The 19,002-nt window shown below is 42.2% G+C and carries 22 protein-coding genes and 2 pseudogenes; 19 read left to right on the forward strand and 5 right to left on the reverse strand.

Annotated features, from left to right (window positions below):
- Positions 1-610 precede the first annotated feature (610 nt).
- From G625_RS22810 to G625_RS21605, 12 genes and pseudogenes are all read left to right on the forward strand, one after another.
- The gene (locus tag G625_RS22810; RefSeq protein ID WP_198014921.1) at positions 611-769 is read left to right on the forward strand and encodes a hypothetical protein; all 159 of its coding nucleotides are present in this window, start codon (positions 611-613) and stop codon (positions 767-769) included.
- 325 nt (positions 770-1,094) lie between these two features.
- A pseudogene (locus G625_RS0115405) lies at positions 1,095-1,328 on the forward strand (recombinase family protein); the annotation flags it as partial.
- Between the two features lie 353 nt (positions 1,329-1,681).
- A complete protein-coding gene (locus G625_RS0115410) occupies positions 1,682-2,047 on the forward strand; it encodes a helix-turn-helix domain-containing protein (protein WP_029201807.1) in 366 nt (121 codons plus the stop codon).
- Positions 2,048-2,050: 3 nt separating this feature from the next.
- The gene (locus G625_RS0115415) at positions 2,051-2,854 is read left to right on the forward strand and encodes an ImmA/IrrE family metallo-endopeptidase (protein WP_029201808.1); all 804 of its coding nucleotides are present in this window, start codon (positions 2,051-2,053) and stop codon (positions 2,852-2,854) included.
- Positions 2,855-2,857: 3 nt separating this feature from the next.
- On the forward strand, positions 2,858-3,796 hold the full coding sequence (locus G625_RS0115420; protein WP_029201809.1) for a hypothetical protein: 939 nt from the start codon (positions 2,858-2,860) through the stop codon (positions 3,794-3,796).
- Between the two features lie 42 nt (positions 3,797-3,838).
- Positions 3,839-4,075, forward strand: a complete 237-nt coding sequence (locus G625_RS0115425) for a BRO family protein (protein WP_029201810.1) — start codon at positions 3,839-3,841, stop codon at positions 4,073-4,075.
- A complete protein-coding gene (locus tag G625_RS0115430; RefSeq protein ID WP_029201811.1) occupies positions 4,038-4,484 on the forward strand; it encodes a hypothetical protein in 447 nt (148 codons plus the stop codon). Before G625_RS0115425 ends, G625_RS0115430 begins: the two co-directional genes overlap by 38 nt.
- A gap of 28 nt (positions 4,485-4,512) precedes the next feature.
- Positions 4,513-4,713 carry a helix-turn-helix domain-containing protein gene (locus tag G625_RS0115435; protein ID WP_029201812.1) on the forward strand — a complete coding sequence of 67 codons (201 nt, stop codon included), beginning with the start codon at positions 4,513-4,515 and terminating at the stop codon, positions 4,711-4,713.
- Positions 4,714-4,801: 88 nt separating this feature from the next.
- Positions 4,802-4,996: pseudogene (locus G625_RS23100) on the forward strand (ORF6N domain-containing protein); the annotation flags it as partial.
- A complete protein-coding gene (locus tag G625_RS23665; protein WP_442852572.1) occupies positions 4,988-5,083 on the forward strand; it encodes a GNAT family N-acetyltransferase in 96 nt (31 codons plus the stop codon). The pseudogene G625_RS23100 and the gene G625_RS23665, both read left to right, overlap by 9 nt.
- 10 nt (positions 5,084-5,093) lie before the next feature.
- Positions 5,094-5,840, forward strand: a complete 747-nt coding sequence (locus G625_RS0115445; protein ID WP_029201814.1) for an N-acetyltransferase — start codon at positions 5,094-5,096, stop codon at positions 5,838-5,840.
- Positions 5,841-5,877: 37 nt separating this feature from the next.
- Complete coding sequence (locus G625_RS21605; protein ID WP_049895946.1) at positions 5,878-6,156, forward strand: hypothetical protein; 279 nt, start codon at positions 5,878-5,880, stop codon at positions 6,154-6,156.
- 82 nt (positions 6,157-6,238) lie between these two features.
- Here the strand turns inward: G625_RS21605 and G625_RS0115455 are convergent, their stop codons facing one another.
- On the reverse strand, positions 6,239-8,902 hold the full coding sequence (locus tag G625_RS0115455; RefSeq protein ID WP_029201815.1) for a sensor domain-containing diguanylate cyclase: 2,664 nt from the start codon (positions 8,900-8,902) through the stop codon (positions 6,239-6,241).
- Positions 8,903-9,100: 198 nt separating this feature from the next.
- Here G625_RS0115455 and G625_RS0115460 point away from each other — a divergent pair, with 198 nt between their 5' ends.
- Together G625_RS0115460 and G625_RS0115465 are read left to right on the forward strand one after the other, a co-directional pair.
- Entirely contained in the window at positions 9,101-10,264 is a 1,164-nt protein-coding gene (locus G625_RS0115460) for a GGDEF domain-containing protein (RefSeq protein ID WP_029201816.1), read from the forward strand.
- A complete protein-coding gene (locus tag G625_RS0115465) occupies positions 10,255-12,129 on the forward strand; it encodes a glycoside hydrolase family 13 protein (RefSeq protein ID WP_198014922.1) in 1,875 nt (624 codons plus the stop codon). Before G625_RS0115460 ends, G625_RS0115465 begins: the two co-directional genes overlap by 10 nt.
- A 223-nt stretch (positions 12,130-12,352) precedes the next feature.
- Here the strand turns inward: G625_RS0115465 and G625_RS20375 are convergent, their stop codons facing one another.
- Positions 12,353-13,744, reverse strand: a complete 1,392-nt coding sequence (locus G625_RS20375; RefSeq protein WP_049895947.1) for an ABC transporter substrate-binding protein — start codon at positions 13,742-13,744, stop codon at positions 12,353-12,355.
- Between the two features lie 369 nt (positions 13,745-14,113).
- Between G625_RS20375 and G625_RS0115475 the strand changes: the two genes are divergently transcribed.
- Positions 14,114-14,452, forward strand: coding sequence for a nucleotidyltransferase domain-containing protein (locus G625_RS0115475; protein WP_029201818.1), 339 nt, complete (start codon positions 14,114-14,116; stop codon positions 14,450-14,452).
- Positions 14,442-14,846 (forward strand): HEPN domain-containing protein, encoded by a 405-nt coding sequence (locus tag G625_RS0115480; protein ID WP_029201819.1) that lies wholly within the window; start codon positions 14,442-14,444, stop codon positions 14,844-14,846. Before G625_RS0115475 ends, G625_RS0115480 begins: the two co-directional genes overlap by 11 nt.
- A gap of 84 nt (positions 14,847-14,930) precedes the next feature.
- Here the strand turns inward: G625_RS0115480 and G625_RS0115485 are convergent, their stop codons facing one another.
- Together G625_RS0115485 and G625_RS0115490 are read right to left on the reverse strand one after the other, a co-directional pair.
- Positions 14,931-15,188 (reverse strand): hypothetical protein, encoded by a 258-nt coding sequence (locus G625_RS0115485; protein WP_029201820.1) that lies wholly within the window; start codon positions 15,186-15,188, stop codon positions 14,931-14,933.
- 48 nt (positions 15,189-15,236) lie between these two features.
- Positions 15,237-15,488, reverse strand: coding sequence for a hypothetical protein (locus G625_RS0115490; protein WP_029201821.1), 252 nt, complete (start codon positions 15,486-15,488; stop codon positions 15,237-15,239).
- A gap of 132 nt (positions 15,489-15,620) precedes the next feature.
- Here G625_RS0115490 and G625_RS0115495 point away from each other — a divergent pair, with 132 nt between their 5' ends.
- The gene (locus tag G625_RS0115495) at positions 15,621-15,887 is read left to right on the forward strand and encodes a type II toxin-antitoxin system HicA family toxin (protein WP_029201822.1); all 267 of its coding nucleotides are present in this window, start codon (positions 15,621-15,623) and stop codon (positions 15,885-15,887) included.
- Between the two features lie 4 nt (positions 15,888-15,891).
- Positions 15,892-16,233, forward strand: coding sequence for a type II toxin-antitoxin system HicB family antitoxin (locus G625_RS20380; protein ID WP_044933091.1), 342 nt, complete (start codon positions 15,892-15,894; stop codon positions 16,231-16,233).
- 517 nt (positions 16,234-16,750) lie between these two features.
- Here the strand turns inward: G625_RS20380 and G625_RS0115505 are convergent.
- Positions 16,751-18,577 carry a helix-turn-helix domain-containing protein gene (locus G625_RS0115505; protein WP_029201823.1) on the reverse strand — a complete coding sequence of 609 codons (1,827 nt, stop codon included), beginning with the start codon at positions 18,575-18,577 and terminating at the stop codon, positions 16,751-16,753.
- Between the two features lie 210 nt (positions 18,578-18,787).
- On the opposite strand from G625_RS0115505, the gene G625_RS22595 reads away from it, so the two are divergent.
- On the forward strand, positions 18,788-18,961 hold the full coding sequence (locus G625_RS22595) for a hypothetical protein (protein ID WP_156885159.1): 174 nt from the start codon (positions 18,788-18,790) through the stop codon (positions 18,959-18,961).
- Positions 18,962-19,002 lie beyond the last annotated feature (41 nt).

Genomic DNA, 19,002 nt, shown 5'->3' on the forward strand with positions numbered 1-19,002 from the left:
GCTAACCAGAGTGACCTCGTCGGTCAAATTATCCTTTCTTATATGGCCTCGTCGACCAAAAAACACTTTTGCAAGTGCGAAAGAACATTTCAGTTGAGAGACCTCATGTTCCTCTATCTATATTATACACAATTCTGCTGAAAAACCCAGCATTTTTTCATCCTTTTCGGCGCTTCTGTAAAGACGTATTATAGTGCCGCTATAGTTTAAAGTCAAGGGAAAAATAGAAATTAAAAAAAGAAATCCGGGGGGAAAAACAACGAGATATCCTGGGAGGATTTCTGCAAGAGGGTAAGCACCACGCAGTACACCACGGAGACCGTGGAAGAGTACAGGAAGATGACGAAGGCAAGGCGTGATGCCATTAAGGACGTGGGCGGTTATGTCGCAGGCCATCTGAAAGATGGGAGGCGGAAGGTCGGCCATGTTATTTGTCGTTCCATGCTGACGCTGGATATGGACAACGGTATGCCGATGATGCTCAGCTGATCTGTTATGTGGATGAGAAGTACGGAACATTTTCACAGAGGAATTACAGTATCGCCGTTGCGAAGGTCGTGGATGACCGTTCATACCATACGATCAGGGATTTCTTTAAGAACCTGCCGGAATGGGACGGGGCAAATACAAGGCGTGGGAGCTGGATGATGATATCGTGGCTCAGATATGGGCGGAGGCCAAGGTTATTGCCAGAGCCGGGGAAAAGCTTTATCTTCCGCCGGAGCTTGAGGAATTTGCCAAGGATGAGCAGCGGGCGGCGATGGATTGAGATTGCTACAAACGGTATTTTTGAGAATAACCGAAAGGCTATGCACGGCAGAGATGCAAAGAATGGTTGGTACCGATATGAGACTAGATTTGCTGTTCCGATATTTAATGAGGATGGGGAAGTGGTTCGATACAATATATTTAAAGGTCGTTTGCTTATAAGACATGCTTCAAGTGGGAAGAAATACCTATATGGTGTTTTAGAAATAAAAAAAGAAACGAGCAAGTCCTGTCAGGCATAAGCCCTACCCGGTGAAAACCCATTTCCTTATTAAGGATAATAAAGGGATTTTTCTGATCAGTCAAGAAAAATTGAAAGGAATATTATGAAGAAGACTAAATGCTATATTTATACTCGCGTATCTACGGCCATGCAGGTAGATGGATACAGCCTGGATGCTCAAAAGGATAAACTGAAGCGTTATGCAGCCTATGAGGAAATGCAGATTGTAGGAGAGTATTCTGATGAGGGACACTCCGGTAAGAATATTGCCGGCCGACCTGACTTCCTAAGGATGCTTGAGGATATTGAAGATGGCAAGGACGAGGTTAAGGTCGTCACCAGAACATTCGCTTCTATAGAATAAAGTATGATTCTTTTAACCATTGTTATTTTTACCGTTGTGCAAGATCCGGAAGTTTTGCCTTCCTACTCTTCTAATCAGAGGAATGAGGTGTTTTGCGATGGGAGGCCATTTTTTATTCAGTAGAATGTATGTTTGTTCTTGGGCTAATAGCAAAAAATGAGAATATTAGTTGAAAGGAAGTGTGGTAATAGTGGGTGATTTAAAATCATTCTTTAAAAATCTCAAAATATGAGATATAATACTTGCGCTATTTTTGCGGAGGAGTATAATTTTAATTGAGGACAGTACGATTCATGATTTGATACAGACCGAAAGGAGCGAGTGTCATGACTAAGTTTATCAATAATGTAAATAAATATTTGTCAGAGATGAAGATTAAGCAGACATACCTTAGCATGATTACAGGGATTGATAAGAATAAAATATCACGCATATTAACCGGTGCTCAGGAGGAAAGCGGCACAGATATGGAAAAAATTGCTCGTGGTTTAGGAAAAACCGTTGAGTTCTTTTTGGTAGACACAATCTATATCCCGCAAATAGGAACTGTATCAGCGAATAAAATTGCGTTCTATGCCGGAGAACCATCTGAAAAGCAGGAACAAATTGCTAATCAGCTAATGGAACTGATGGAGAATATTGATGAAGTGTTGAGCGCCAAAAGCCGGTTTGAGCACATAGCAAGAGGATAAGGTATGAATGTTGAACGTTTGCGAAAGATAATTTCATACAGTGAATCGGATCGTGAAGAAATTGATTCTAAGGTGAAGCGGTTCTGCTCTTTTGCCGGGATCGAATATGATAGTGACCTGCTTAATATCTTGCAGATTGTCAGATCTTCATTTCAGAAAAAAGGATACCTTGTTTTTGAAATACCTTTTGCTGATGATGAAATAGGGGCTTTGTGTTATAGAGGAGATGGGCTGGGGTATGTTGTACTTAATACATCATTGCCAAAAGTGAACGTTAACTTCGCTATAGCACATGAGATTTATCATGTCTTTTTTGGATCTGAGGAGTTTGTCTCAAAAGTCGAATTTGTTGATGACCATTACTACGAGCATGAGGGAGAATATGCTGCAAATCTCTTTGCCGGAATGCTCCTGATGCCTGAAGTTAGTTTCAGAAGAATGTATTCTAAATTCAAAGACGAATCAGGGGGAGATGAAATCGGTACAATCGTTAGATTAATGTCTTACTATCAGGTACCGTATATGGCGGTATTGATAAGATGCCTGGAATTGGGCCTGATTAAGGGAAATGCAGAACTGGATGTATTGTTTAGCATTGATAGAGCAGGGGTAAAGCAGCAATTAACAGAATTGTGGTTGGATGAAAGTATTATGGAGCCCTCTTTGCGTGATGATTATATTCATATTGAAGCTCTTGTTGGCAGGTTTGGAAGGGAATTCATTGAAGATAAATATATTAATGAGAGAACAGTCTGTAAAGCGCTTAAAAACATGCGAGAACTATATGCAAAGATTAAGGGGGAGTAGAATATGGCATCAACATATGCGGAAACCCCTGACAACTATAGTGAAATAAAAGAATCTGTTGTTGCAGATATAGATGAGATTAAAAGTGTATTCTTCAAAGCTGAAAAGGTGCTTTTTTATGATGCATGTTCGTTTCAAAGGCATTCGAACTTGAGGGAAAATGAAAAGAGTATATTGATCCGGTATTTTGAGAACCGGGGAATAGCAATCTTTTTGACAAGATGTATACTGATGGAACTATCCGGAGACAACAACGTCTTGAATCGGCAGTTTATTGAATATATAAACAAACTGAAAAACTCCGGAGTGAGTGTAGTTATCTTCGACGAGGAATATTCATACAGCATCCTTTCGGATTGTTTTTCTACGATTGAAAGAGTAAATGAGTATCTAATGTGGGCAGTACGTATGGCGAAAAGCCCTACAAGCACTATTACGGAAACTCTTAAAATGAATGATAAACTCAATTCCGAGGTAGTCGAGGGGAAAAATCTCAAAGCTTCTGATTTATATCAAAGATTCTTTTCTGCGGTGAGAAGCAATAAAGAGCATGAAGATAATCTCGGAGAGGAACTAATTTCAATATGTGCGCACATTTTATCCTATTTGCCGGGAGTACCGGACGGAAAGCTGTGTGTGCTTACTGATGATAAGGGTGCAGCCAGTAAAATAGATTCTGTAATGAGAAGAACTAATCAAGAATATCGAGGCTCAAGAATTATCCTATTCAGCACTCCAAAGCTCATACAACATATGTTCCAAGAAGGTGTAGGGTTATCAGAAGATGAAATTGTAAATCTTCTTTCCCAAGGTATATCTGAAAATATCGTGATAATGGGGATTACAGATTATGATTTTAGAGTAAATGATAAAATTCCGATTTTATGTAGAGAACTCGCTCAAAAAATCATTGAGCCGAATGGAATCAAGATTGTTTTTTAAAATATCAGATAGGTATATGAATTCTGGTATGCAAGAGAGTTGATGGAACTGCTTGAATATGCTCAATGGAGAAATTTTGAGAAGACCATAGAAAAGGCAAAGACTTCTTGTGAAAACAATGGGATAACTGTAATGGATCATTTTGCTGATGTCAGCAAAATGATAAAAATCGGTAAAGGCGGTAATCGAGAAGTTGATGATTATATGCTCACTCGGTATGCCTGCTATCTCATTGCTGAGAATGGAGATCTCCGTACAGGAACAGAATTCCAAAAGTAAGGAACGCTTAAGATTCGAAGAGCAGAGAGCCAAATATGAGCAGAAACTCCGGGAGCAGATCAAGAAAGATGAAAGGCAGCAGCGTGAAAGGGAGAAGTCATTAAAACTGCTGATAGGTGAGCTTTTTACGAAGAACCTTCCCGATTATATGCTTTATGAGGAAGCCGAGATGGAGAGAATCATTGCTGCGGCGATGGGATCCGATGCTTGCAGGGATGCTATAGAGAGCATCAAGGCAGAAGCCGGAAACGCTACAGGAACATCATCGGATGGAACACAGAAGCCGAGAAGGTCAGGTACTTCCAAATCGGATGACGAAGTAAAGAGGCGAATGATACGACGGTTTCATGAAAAATATGCAGATTTTTATCTTCCACGCATTGCCGAGAGAGGAAATGTGATATATTAGCACTATGGCAGTGCGTGGAGGTGAAATCATGGATATAGCAAAAAGAATAAGGGAATTTCGTGAGAGTGTCGGTGAGAATAGAACAGAGTTTTCAAAGCATACCGGTATCCCGGTTCGTACAATAGAGGACTGGGAATCGGGACGGCGTACTCCACCGGAATACATCCCCCGGTTGATTGCATATCAGATGGAGTATGAAAAACTGGTAAAGAAAAGTAAGAAGGGTTAAACCCCTCGAATTCGATGGGTTTAACTGAAGATCATTTGAGACGGATTAGGATGTAAAAACTTGAGGTCAAAAACTTTGACATCAAGTTTTGCGGACGAAATTTTCGACCGCAAATATAAGTTCAAAGAGCAGGTACAACCCACATGTATTCACCGAACAGGGTTTATATATGCTTATGACCGTTCTAAAAGGTGAGTTGGCTACAAAACAAAGTAAGGCGCTTATACGCACTTTTAAGAAGATGAAGGACTATATCATTGGCAACCAAGGTCTTATTGGGCAAGGCTTGTATCCGAGCTGGGATGCCCAGAATATGATCTCGGTTCATCTGGCGGAAAAGCTGAAGTTACCGGAACAGATACCGGGATAGGAGAACTGCAATGGAATACATCAGAGTAACAAAGGATAATCTGGAAAAGGAACACATTTGCTGTGCGATTTCCAACAATAAGGATGTGCAGGTATCTTCAAAGAAGGCATGGCTGGCTGACCGGTTTGATGAAGGACTTGTTTTCCTGAAGAGCGTGGAGCGCGGCAAGTGCTTTATTGAATATATCCCTGCGGAAAACGCATGGGTTCCGATTGAAGCGGATGGATATATGTACATTGACTGTCTGTGGGTGTCCGGGTCTTTCAAAGGACATGGATATTCTTCAGATTTGTTAAATGCTTGCATAGAGGATAGCAAAGAAAAGGGGAGAAATGGGCTGTGCATATTGTGTGCTGCAAAGAAAAAGCCGTTCCTGGCTGATCCGAAGTTTCTGAAATATAAGGGCTTTTCCGTTGCGGATGAAGCTGATAATGGTATCCAGCTTTGGTATTTGCCGTTTGAAGAGAAGGCAGATACACCACGGTTCAGAGATTGCGCTAAGCATCCGCATATTGAAGAGAAGGGCTATGTTTTGTATTACACGAGCCAATGTCCTTTCAATGCAAAGTATGTTCCGGTATTGGAACAGACGGCAAAAGAGAATGGTATCTCATTCCGGGCGATCCATATAGAGAGCAGGTATGAAGCTCAGAATGCCCCGACACCGATCACGAATTATGCTCTGTTCCATGATGGTGAGTATGTCACGAATGAACAGATGAACGATAAGAAGTTCTTGAAACTTGTTAACGGATAAAAGGAAATCGGAGAGTATAAGGAGGACTGACGATATAATGGAATATAATGGATACCATGCAGATATAAAATATTCTGATGAAGATAAATTGTTTATCGGTGAAGTCATCAGACTTAATGATACACTGGCATTTCACGGGTCATCCGTAGAAGAACTTACAGTTCCCGATAGTATTTCCGCGCGTGCGTTTGAAGATATGGATAAAGCGATCAGCAATTTTTCTGTAGCATGCCAGCTCGATAGTGCGAAGGAAAGGGTAAGAAAATCAGCTCTTATATACTTTGTGGGTGATGTGATTCTTCGACTCAAGCGGTGATGATTAAAGAGAAGACGCCGTTGAATCAAAACCCGCTTGCACGATGGTCTGTTAATGCTATCGTGCAAGCGGGTTGGTTCTATTACTCACATTCCTTAAGATACTTCTTATTTTCGTACATGCAATCATCTGCTTTTTTAAATACTTCCGACACTTTGCTTTCGCCATGAAACCTTGCAACTCCCATAGCGATCACAACACCTCCGTATTCCATATTCTTTTCATTCAATGCAGAAAACTTTGCACTAAGTGCATCCAGATTGCGATAATCATGATTCATGGCAATCACGACAAATTCATCGCCACCTATCCTGAACACCGGGCTGTGCTGGAAAACCTTACATATCTGACTGCACCCTTCCCGTATATATCTGTCTCCGGCCTGATGTCCGAATGTATCATTGATCTTCTTAAGTCCATTGAGGTCAAATACGGCCAAAGCAAACTCCAGATCCTTATTATTTCTTAATCGTTCATCCAGCTGCTCTTCAGCTTCGATATATGCATGCTTGTTTTTAACCCCGGTAAGAGCATCAATATTTGCAATATTCTTTGCGGCAGTCAGCTTTCGGGCATATTCCATTTCTTTTTTTACCTGCTCATGCTCGTCTATTATTCCCACAATTATATGCGGACCATCATCTTCCTCAATCTTTGCGGCTCTTATACATATGAACCTGGACTCTCCATTAAACATCATGCGGATTCTCAGAGAAAAGACACCCTTGCTTTCAATTTCATACAGTATGTTTTCTTTGGTAAAACTCGAAATGAATACGCCCTTATCTTCGACATGAACAATTTTTTTCCCTTTTTCTCTTACCTGGTTGTAGAAATCATCACCTTCTTCTGAAAGTCCCACATCATTGAATCTTTTGTCCAATACGACCTGGACAAAGTGATCGGTTTCCGGATCCGCAGAATAAATACATATATAGTTTCCTGAAAGTGCAGTTATCCTGCTGTAGGTCTTTCTCTCCTGCTCTATACGTTCAAGAGCTTCCTTGTGCTTTAGCTCTAAGTCATTATCAATATAACTGAGGATCACTATAGCCAGAGCAACCACACCGGTTTCAGGATTTATGGCTATCCTTCTTATGAAGAGGTGTGCTACGCCTTTATCACTTTCTCTTACGTCTACTATGGTCGGCTTTCCATCTCTGATGCACTGCTCCATAGCATTTAGAAAATCAGATCCGATATTATCTTTGATCTCTGCCTTCGTTATAAGCCTTTTACTTAGCATTTCCGGGTGATGGATATTTGTAAAATCCCTGAAGGATTTATTGCCTCTGGCAAGCTTAGTTCCATCATCAGAAACCTCAATTATAAACATTGGCATGGTATTAAAGTAACTGCCAAGCTTTTCATGCTCTCCGTATGAGGAAAAAGACATGTCGTAAAGATTGACCTTGCCCAGTGCGGAATAGTACTCCGACTCCTTTGGGTTTTCAAAACCAATCTGTTTTCCTTCTTTATATCTTTTAAAAATCTGCTCAATAGTCAATACATCGCAGAAATAATACCCCTGCAGTCTTGTACATCCGATTTCGTCAAGAAATTCAGCCTGTTCCGATGTCTCAACACCTTCGGCAACAGTCTCACTGCCAAGTCCGCTTGCAAGTCTTACAAGTTCGGTGATGATTATCTTACTTCGCTCATTCTCTTCAATCTTACTGATAAAGCTCTCGTCAAGCTTGATAACGTCAAAATGAATTTGCTGTAATATATTTGTTGAAGAATTCGATTTGCCGAAATCATCCAGCCATACCGAGAATCCATGCTTTCTGAATCGCTCTATCTGTGCCATCATATAATCCTTATCATCAAGGATGACACGCTCTGTTATTTCGATTATTATGTTGCCATGGTCAACTCCCGAGTTATCAACCCTTTTCCTTATTTCCTCAACGATATCGCAGGAATAAAAGTCGGTTCCCGAGAGATTTATGGAGTTCGGAACAACATATAAGCCTTCCTCAGACTGTCTCTTTAATTTCTTCAGTACCTGCTCCAGAACAAACAGGTCAAGTTTATACGCAATTTTAGCTTCATCCAATATGGAAATGATCTTCCTGGGCGCAAAATGACCTTTTTCAGGATCTATCCACCTTACCAGTGCCTCTTCGTTGCATACCCTGCCGTTGGAGGTTCTGATAATAGGCTGATAATACACCTTTATCCATCCATCCGTCATAGCTGTTTCCAGGTTCTGAAAGACATAGCTTCTATCCTCAAACTTGTTCAGCATTTTTGCGTCAAAAAAGCGCACGGTAGATTCAAATATGTTTCCGCAGCTATCACTCGCTATTTTTGATCTGTCTGTAGCTGTGGACGCTTTAACCCGCCCCAGTTTGAAATCATATACACCTATTCTGACTGGTAATGTCCTGCCACTGTTTATATTCCTGAATTCCTTAACAAGCTCCCAGAGCCTGTTCCCCAGCTCTTTTGAATAAGTATAGACAGTAAAGTGATCGGCAGTAGTACGGCAACAGCTTTCTTTACCAAAGTGTTTCACAAGAAGATTTGCAACTTCTCTGATGAGCTTGTCACCTTCTGTGTAACCATATCTCTGGTTAAATGCCTTCATTCCGCAGAGATCCATGAAGAGCATGGCAGAGCCTATATCGCAGCCTGCATTATCCTCAAAGAAATCCTCTGCAAGCTCAAAGAACCGTTTCATATCAGGAAAACCTGTGAGATGATCGTAGCCTATTTTATTGTTATATTGTTCCATGCTCATAGTATGTCTCAAACCTGAAAAACGTATTTTTGCTTCAACTGTATCTGATTATATCTCAAATTTTTATAATTTAAAAATCTGTTTGCCCCTAAAGTCGGCATAAAACCCGTTGAATATTATATAGTGCTGAAAAGATAAGGTTTTTTTTGAAAATCAGATGCGACAAGTGTATAATCATACTGCTAGTGGGGGGAAGATATGAGTTATTCAACGATAGGGATGCTTGCTATTTTTGTGCATCTCATAATAAATTTTGATTATATGAAACAGCATGCCAGAGGAACTCTTACCGAGGCAGAGTGCCGCTATCGGCAGTTTTTGTTTGCTGTAATGTACTTTTATTTTTCCGATATTTTCAGGGGAGTACTATATGAGGCAGGGCTCTCAAAGCTTGCATTTATCGACACCACCTTGTATTTTCTGACTATGGCGGCATCTGTATTCTATTGGACCCATTTTGTTGTGACTTATCTGAACAGGGAGAATCTGTTTAAACGGTTTCTGCTTTACGGTGGCTGGCTCATCATGCTTACGCAGGTGCTGACTCTCGTGATCAACTTTTTCAAACCAATCTCATTTTATTTTGACGATAACAACATTTATCATCCATTGATCTGCAGGCATCTTGCATTGGTGGCACAGATCATGCTTTTTGTGCTTTCCTCGGTGTATGCCCTGTATGTAGCCCTACATTCAGACGGATTTGAAAGAAAACGACATCGCACCGTTGCTTTTTCGGGATTCATAATGACATTTTTTGTTCTGCTGGAGATCTTTTATCCATTAACGCCCTTTTATGCTGTGGGATGCCTGCTGGCGACCTGCACTATCCATACCTTTATCTATCGGGATAAGATAGAGGAGCGTTCCAGGGAAATAGGAACTATGAGAAGGATCGCCTATAAGGATGCGCTGACAGGTGTAAAGAATAAAACGGCATACACGGAGGCGGTGGCCGAATTGGAGCACGGTGTCCGTGATGGAAAGCTGACTCAGTACGGGGTTGCGATATTTGACCTGAATTATCTTAAGTATGTAAATGATACCATGGGTCATGAAATGGGTGATAAGTATATCAGGGAGGCCTGTTCACAGATCTGCAGATGTTTTCAGCATAGTCCGGTATATCGTATCGGCGGAGATGAGTTTGTTGTTATTTTAAAGGGCGATGATTATGACAATCGTGAAATGATATTGAAGGACTTTAATGATGAGGTACACCGCAATAAGCTGGAAGGAAAAGCGGTGATAGCCGTTGGCTGTGCTTTATATCGGCCGAGGGTGGACGGGACATATGATGATGTTTTCCGCCGTGCCGACAAGCTGATGTACCAAAGAAAACAGGAACTTAAGTGGAATTAGAAAAGAATATGAAGAAGATACTATATTGCACTGCATTGCTGGTGATCGGAGCATTGCTTTCAGGAGGGTGCGGTCGTGGGGGTCTTAATAATGAAGACAGTACCGGGGCTGCATTGACAGAGTCATCGGATAAGAAATCAGAGGATGAAGCAAAACCTATGTCAGAAGAAGTCAGGAAGAATGAGAATGATCCTGAAATCAAACAGGAGGATTTTAAATGGTGGCAGAAGACAATCGCATATGAAATCTATGTAAAGAGCTTTAAGGATTCTGACGGTGACGGGATCGGTGATCTGAATGGGATCACTTCCGAGCTTGACCACCTTAAAAAGCTTGGTGTCGGGGCAATATGGCTTACGCCCTGTTATGTGTCACCTCAGGCAGACAATGGCTATGATATAGCAGACTACTATGCTATCGATCCGGCCTACGGTACCATGGAGGATATGGACAGACTGATCGAAGAAGCGGGAAAACGCGATATCCGTATCGTGATGGATCTGGTGTTTAATCATACCTCCAACGAGAATGCCTGGTTTACCGAGTCCCGTTCGGGAAAGGACAGCGATAAGAGCGACTGGTACATATGGGCGGATCCCAAAGAGGATGGAAGTGCACCTACCAACTGGCGAAGCATCTTTGGAGGATCGGCCTGGACCTATGATGAGAACAGAGGACAGTACTACCTTCACACATTCCTGCCCGAACAGCCGGATCTTAACTGGGCCAATCCGGAGGTTCGTAAGGCACTGATAGATGTCGCTGACTTTTGGGTAAAAAAGGGAGTCGGAGGCTTCAGATTGGACGCCATAACCTACATCAAGAAACCTGAAAAATTTTTGGATGGTACTCCGGATGCCAATGATGGTACAGTGGGCATTCATGCCATGACAGCAAATACAAATGGCATACTGGACTATCTCCATGAATTTAAAGACGCGGTTCAGAACGGTACTGATATTTTTACGGTTGGAGAAGCCAATGGTGTTTCTGCCCGTGATCTCCCTGACTGGGTTGGACCTGCCGGGGTCTTTGATATGGTATTTGAGTTCGGTCTTATGAATATCAGTCTGAAGGATGAAATGAACTGGTGCGTTACTCGGGAATGGACGCTTCCGGAATTCAAGGCTCTGATCACTTCCAGTCAGGAAAATACTTTGAAAACCGGGGGATGGTATCCCATGTTTCTGGAAAATCATGATCAGCCCCGTTCCATAAATCATTTCCTGCCGAAGGGTGCCGACAGGATTTCCGGAGCCAAAGCTCTCGCCACTCTTGTTCTCACCATGAGAGGTACTCCTTTTATCATGGAGGGAGAGGAGCTTGGATTTGTTAATGTAGCATGGCCTTCTATAGATGATTATAACGATATTTCGACCAGAAACCATTATAAGTTTGCAATCGATGAGGGATATTCCGAGGCTGAAGCCCTGGAAGGTGTCCACAACCTTGCAAGAGACAGTTCCCGTACTCCCATGCAGTGGGACAGCTCATCAAATGCCGGTTTCACCACGGGTACACCCTGGCTTCCTGTATATGATGATTACGAAAAATTTAATGTAGCCTCTGAGATGGAGGATAAGGATTCGGTTCTTAACTGGTACATTGCTCTTTCAGAGCTTCGAAAGGAACATCCGGAGCTGGAGACGGGAGACTACACAGAGTTATTTCGTGAGCATGAGCAGATTTTTGCCTATACCAGGGAAAGCGAAGCCGGAAAGGCAACCATTCTCATAAATCTTTCTCTCGAGGAAGCTTCCTATGATCCTTCATGTGTGGAAGGTGCAAAACAGCTTATCGGAACAAATGGTGAAAGTACTAAGGGAATCCTTGCTCCGCTGGAAGCAGTGGTTTACGAAAAGTAACTGTGAGATAAAAAAGAGCGTCAGTCTGTGATCATCAAAGGATCACAGAGCTGACGCTCTTTTTTCTTATAGCTGTATGATAACATAAGAACACAGCCATTACAAATGAGGCTATTTCGTGACCTAAGCTTGATTGAAATATCATTTTATCAAATTCAGGGAAAATCAAAGCGCCGCTTCCTTACTGCAAGACGGGGAGCGGCGCTTTAGTCTGTGTTAGGTTTTAGTTCAGTTTTTTCTGTACCTTATCCAGTTCCTTCTTCACATCGTTTCCGTTCAGGGCATTCTGTTCGGCAGCGATGATGTCCTTCTTGGCCTGTGCCCACTCAGCTTTTTCAGTGGGATAGAACTTGCAGTTATTAAGGATATCGAGCCATGCCCCGAAGTTGGTATCATACTTTGCCATATATTTCACACCGGATTTCACTACCGGAAGGAATCCCTCCATTTCAACCCAGGCTGTATAGTTCTCGGGTGCAAAGAAGAATGTCATGAATTCGCCGATAGCTTCATTTCTTGCGTCCTGATCGGAAGCATCATCATCCCTAAATGCCATAATCCTGTCCATAACACCGATGGAGGATGAGGTTTTTCCCTTTGCGGCCGGAATGGGAACAGGAACCATCTTAATGTTTCCGCCCTTTTTCTCTACGTAAGCCGGAAGCTGATTGGGTCCGATCAACATTGCAAGCTTTCCTTCTGCAAACATATCCTGAAGGTCGTAACGGGTCTCTGTGGCAGGCTTAGGATTGGTGTAACCCTTATCCACCAGTCCGATGGCGAACTCCAGGGCCTCAACATTTTCAGAAGAGTTAACCGCCCACTTTCCCTTATCATCCACAAAACCACCGCCATTTCCCCAAGTATAGTAGGAGAATGCAGCCTGACCTTCGTCGGTTGTCATATCGATGCCCCAGGGATAAACTTTTCCTTTGTAGTATTTCTTTATTTCTTCACAGGCATCTTCAAGTTCATCCCAGGTGGTCGGGTAGTCTATACCCACTTCCTTAAAGATGTCAGCATTACAGTATAGCGCACGGGAAGAAGCCAGATCCGGAAGCGCCCAAACCTTACCGTCGATTTCAGACTGATCAAGGAATGGACTGAAGAAATCACTATAGAGTTTCGTCGGGCAATAATCCTTAACCGGAAGGAGCAGTCCATCCTCAGCGTAATCACTATAGACGTCAAGGTTCAGGATATCCGGAGCATTACCGTTTTTAATGCGTTTGTCCACCTCGTCATAGACATCACTCCAGGAAACTACCTCCAGGTTCAGTTTGATATTCGGATTTTCCTCTTCGAATTTCTTCACAAAGTTTGACCCCTTCATACCGGAGCCCAGGAACCAGTTCTTCGTATCCTGCCCGTATTCGCATATGATCACATCAAGTTCCGTAACAGTATCACTATTCTTTTTTGCATCCTTTGGGAGCAGATTGTCCCATGCAGTTGAACCTTCCTTTGATTTGGAAGTCATTTTTGATGCCAGAACTGTATTCTTTGATTCTGCAGGAGTAAAAGCTGTAAGAGAGAGGCATATAGATGCCAACAGAGCTGCACTGACTATATTCTTTATCCTCTTTGAACTTGACTTATTTTGTTTCTTTTTCACGATATATCCCTCCGCACCTGATTAATCGGGAATCCTTTCCCAAGACCACTATATTTTATATATCGACAGAAAATCCGTTTATAAAACCGGCTGCTGTTGATTTAAGGAATTTTTGTCATAAAAAAACGTGTAAATCATTAATGTCTTATACAGAATTATCTCCGTGTCGAAATAAGATACAAGGTATGTTGTCGTTCAGGTCAAATGTTTTCATGTTGGATGTTATATAGGTTGAACTTAAGTCTTATAACAAAATGGTCTGGAACGAATAATTATTTAAAGAATTAATGGAGGGTTGCATTGATGCTTTTATGTATATAAGTTATCATTGAATCGAGATTACCTGTTGGAACGATTTGGGTGATAGATATGCTGAGAGAGATAAATACATTATTAAATCAATATGTTTTAAATTTGAAGGATATATATGGTGATTCTTTGCGTTCTGTTATTCTCTTTGGGTCTTATGCCAGAGGCGATTACAATGGAGATTCTGATATTGACATTATGATACTTTTGGATATTTCCGAGACGGAAGTCAAAAGATATGGCGATAGTCTATCTGATATGACATATGATTTTAATATGGAACATGATTTGGATATAGAACCCTTGGTACATACAGTTGCACTATTTCAAAAGTGGGAAAAGAATTATCCTTTCTTTTCCAACATTAAAAAAGAGGGAGTGACACTATATGCAGCATGAAGAGATTGGAACCAAAGAAGATCTTGCCAAATATAGACTGGATACCGCAAAGACAGATTTAAAGTCGGCCAAATTGCTTTTGGAAAATGAAGATTATAAAGGTGCGAATAATAGAGCGTACTATGCAATATACCATGCTGTTTCTGCGGTCCATGCTTTGGATGGAAAATCATATAAACGTCATAAGGATGCCTTGGGCAATTTTAATAAAGACTATGTTAGAACTGAGGTTTTCCCGAAGGATATGGGACGAAAAATAGCAAAAGCCGAAGAGATACGACATGCGAGTGATTATGATGATTTTTATATTGCCTCCAAAGAAGAAACAGTACGTCAGATAGAAACTGCGGAGGATGTGGTCGACCAAATTGCTAAGTATATATCATCCATTTAATAGACATAACTAATTATAGAAGAGCAGAGAAAAAAGCACGATTCCCCAATTTGGAGAATCGTGCTTTTTATTGCTTATTTATGTTTATACAATTTTCATAAAAAAATATTCGGTAAATGCTATAATTATAAAAAATATTTCCATGTATATGATCACATCAAGTTCCGTAACAGTATCACTATTCTTTTTTGCATCCTTTGGGAGCAGATTGTTCAATGCTGATTTTTTCAAAACAACCGGCTCGACAACCACGGCGCCTTTATCTGAACTATAGCCCAAGCCTGCATACATCGTGACGATCATAGATGCAGCAGCAAAGCCTGCAACAAGTTTTCTCATCATATCGTTATCCTCTTTTCTAAAACAATCGGGGAATCGTGCTTCGACTTTTTATTTCTTTATGTAGTCACATATCTTTATGAAATAGAAGTCATCAGCATTCACTTCCGTACCATAGTAAAGATCCTTATCAAAGACATCATAACCTGCTCTGTCATATATGTACTCGGCAGTACTGTCATGTTCGGCCTTGGCAAGCTCTTCGGGATTTTCCTTCATGAATACCATGGTGAGTCCGTCATAGTCCTTGGGGATTCGGAAAATGTGCTTATAATATTCGGTGCATTCCCATGTATAATGCATTCCATCAGATTTCTGACCGGCCTCTTTATATTCATCGTCATATACGGGATCTTTGGTTTCGCCTTTTATTGACTTAAAGAAAAAAATACTATACTATGTAACTGAAATTTAGTACCAAAGGAGTGGCGCGTTATGCCATCAAAAGACAAGCTTTTAAAGAAACTGTTCCAGAAGAAGTTGCCAAGAAATTTCACAAAGCAGGAATTGAATTCGCTGATGTCTCAGTGCGGCTGTTTAAAAGGACAAGGCGGGAGAGGTTCTGGAATTAGGTTCTATCATGAAGCAACGGGGCGAATTTTGGCCTTTGATGAACCGCATCCTGAAAATGAGCTTTATCCATACCAGGTAAAGATGACCCGACAGTTTTTAAAGGAAATCGGAGAGTATAAGGAGGACTGATGAAATGATGGAATATAATGGATACCATGCAGACATAAAATATTCTGATGAAGATAAACTATTTATCGGTGAAGTCATCGGACTTAATGATACACTGGCATTTCACGGATCATCCGTAGAAGAACTTGAGAAAATGTTTCATCAGTCTGTAGACAATTATCTGGAGATGTGCAGGGAGTTTGGAAAAGAGCCTGAAAAAGAATATAAAGGGCAGTTTAATGTGAGAATACCCTCAAAGCTCCATAAAATGGCAGTAATATATGCAAGAAAGAGGAATATATCACTGAACGATTTTGTAAGAACCGCAATTGAGGATGAATGTTCGAAATCTGTATTGGAAGCATAAGTAGTGGTATCTAAGAAGAATAGCCTCATAAAAATAACGGAGACAAAGGGTAGAATTTATTACTCCTCTTTTGTTTCCGTTTCTTTTTTTCCCAATTTCGACTTTAATTTAAAACTGTTATATCATTTAGATTCCGGTTATTGGTACAACGATACGGAGAATCGTGCTTTTTATCGCTTATTTATGTTTATACAATTTTCATAAAAAAATTATTCGGCAAATGCTATAATAATAAAAATTATTTCTATATTTTTGACAACATAAAGATAAATTTTCATTATTTGTGCAATGGATATAGTGGCAGGAGTCATAAAAACAAATAGTTACGGAGGTAACATTACTCGGACTCTCTAGACGAGATTATTGACAAGCTGTTTTCAAATCCAAAAATAGTTGCCCCGACCCCATAGGTGCCTGTCACTGTGAACAAAAGTTCACAGTGACAGGCACCTATTTGCGATAGTCTATCTGAAGTTCACAGTGACAGGCACCTATTTGCGGCGCTCATTGAGAGAAATCATCTTCCACTCAGGTGTCGCAGCTTGTCCAATGCCTCCAATGTCGAGTGTCTGTCAGCGGCATAGTTCCCGATCAACTCGGAAAGGTAATCGGAAACCAATTTAGTCAGCGTTGAATTTAAGAACACAAATGCGGTATATGGTTCTTTACAGCGAAGCACGGATACCGCGTCCCCAGGCATGGCAATCTGGATTTCCTGGAACGGCGATTCGGGCAGCAGCGTCAGATGAAAGTTCTTTTCGCTCTTTACAAGATCCATGACAGCAGAAATATGCTGAGCGTATTCGTCATTCGTATAGTCAATCGAAAGATTCACCAAGTCCAACGCGAAATTGAGTCGCCTGCTCTTCTCGATACCAGCTCCTGCAGGACAGAGTATCAGGTTGACTGCACCCTGCCGCAGCAAGTCCCGGAACCGGCTGTGCATCCCCTTATACAGGTCAAGCACAGTGCCTCTGAGGGGTTCTGCCATTTGAACACGGTCGAGAATCCGCGTGAGCAGTTCCTCCGGCATGGTGAACACGGGAAACTCGGAAAGCAGGAATGTCCTCGTCCCCTGTTGTTCTATGCAGTAAGAACGATACCCCTCACCGTCCGCGCCGCTAAACACCTTTAAAAACGGCGAGGCGTCGGAGAGCATGGAGTTATACTCCCGCTCCAACAAGTCCAAGCGTTTTTTATCCGTAATATACTCATACCAGCGGCTGTCACCCCCTTGCGCAGGGAAAAAGCCGTGAATGCACGCGCCGCCGGAGCGCAGAAAAACTGTATGGTAAAACCGATTGTTTCTGACGCTTCGAAACACGAAAGGCTCGATCCTGCCGGAAATATAGAGCGGTAGCCATCCTCGAATGGCATTGATCATCTCTATGCCCACACGCTCTACGTTGTGAATAATCTTGATCCGCACGCCGCTGCTGACGCACTTTGCCATCAGAGATGCCCACAGCGCAAAATAAGCTCGATCACCGGTCATCCAATCCATGGGCTCGTCGGAGTATAATAGCAGTTCCTCGTTCTCTTGGGCGGCATCGGTCAGAAAGCGTATCACGGCGCTGCGAAGCCCCTCCATCCCGTAATAGAGGGTCACGTCCGTCGTCTCGGGCACCTTCGGGACAGTTCCTGGCAGACTCTTGTGAGGGGTAAACTCGTCAAGCGAACGCAGGAGCACCTGCGCGATCGCTGCGTTGTCCTCCTCTGGAGTGAAATCATAGAGCCATGAAGATACCGTATCTGCACTAAGTTGTTCTGCTTCCGACCCGCAAAGGGCGGCAAGATCCGTCGTTTTGCCGATCCTTTCCGCACGGGATACCAGAGCGTCGGACAGCTTTTCAGCAAGTCTGTTGTTTCCGTGGGGGGAATATATGCCGCTGCGGTACCGACTGATCAGGGAGACGTCGATATTCAGAATCCCGGAGAGCTGTCTGTTGGAAAGGCCAAGCAGGATTACGGCGCGGTCCAGACGCTCTCCGAAGGTCTGCCGCCGCAGGGTCAGCAGCCTCTTGCTCTTTGGCGTGGATGCATGCGCAGGCAACACGATTTCATCTATTTCGTAGAGCCATGAAATCAGCGCGGGAAGCAGCGCATCCCGGGTGGTATCCGGACTTCGGCAAAGCTCCTGCAGCGTAGGCAGCATGTTTTCGTAGTCCGCGTATTCGTAAACGCCGTTCACAAAAGACGCAATCGAGCGGCTTGTGGGTTTCGGCTCCCGATCTCCGGTCTTTAGCTTGGAGATGTTGCCGGATGAGCAGCCGGCGTAACGGGCAATGTCGGTATTATTACATCCAAGCAGTGTGAATAATGCGTTAATTCTTTCTGAAAGCATGATGTGGTAATCTTCCCCTGTATCATGAGATGAGTACAGCATAGCATATGGACAACAAAAATTCAATGAAAGAAAGTTGTCCACTATTGTTCCTTGATTGGTCCTGGCATATTATATTTATACAGCTTTTTAAAACTGAAAGTTGCTGTTGATGAAACTTGCCAGGAGATCCGTTTTGAAAAAACATCGACTGTATCAGGGGGAAAAGCTATGAAAAAGAAACAATCGAAAGCTATATTGCTTCTGTTGGTGCTCTCTATGCTGCTTTCAGCTTGCAGCGGTGCAGTAGGAGGCAGTGACACAGGAAATAGTTCAATTCCGTCACAGGAAAGCGGCGGTGGTGACAATAACGTTTGTTTTGCGAGAAGTGCGGTGCTGCTATGACTAATCACCCAAATCAACCAAATCAGACAATGAACAACGGC

The organism is Oribacterium sp. NK2B42 (assembly GCF_000424445.1).
GTDB lineage: Bacteria > Bacillota > Clostridia > Lachnospirales > Lachnospiraceae > Oribacterium.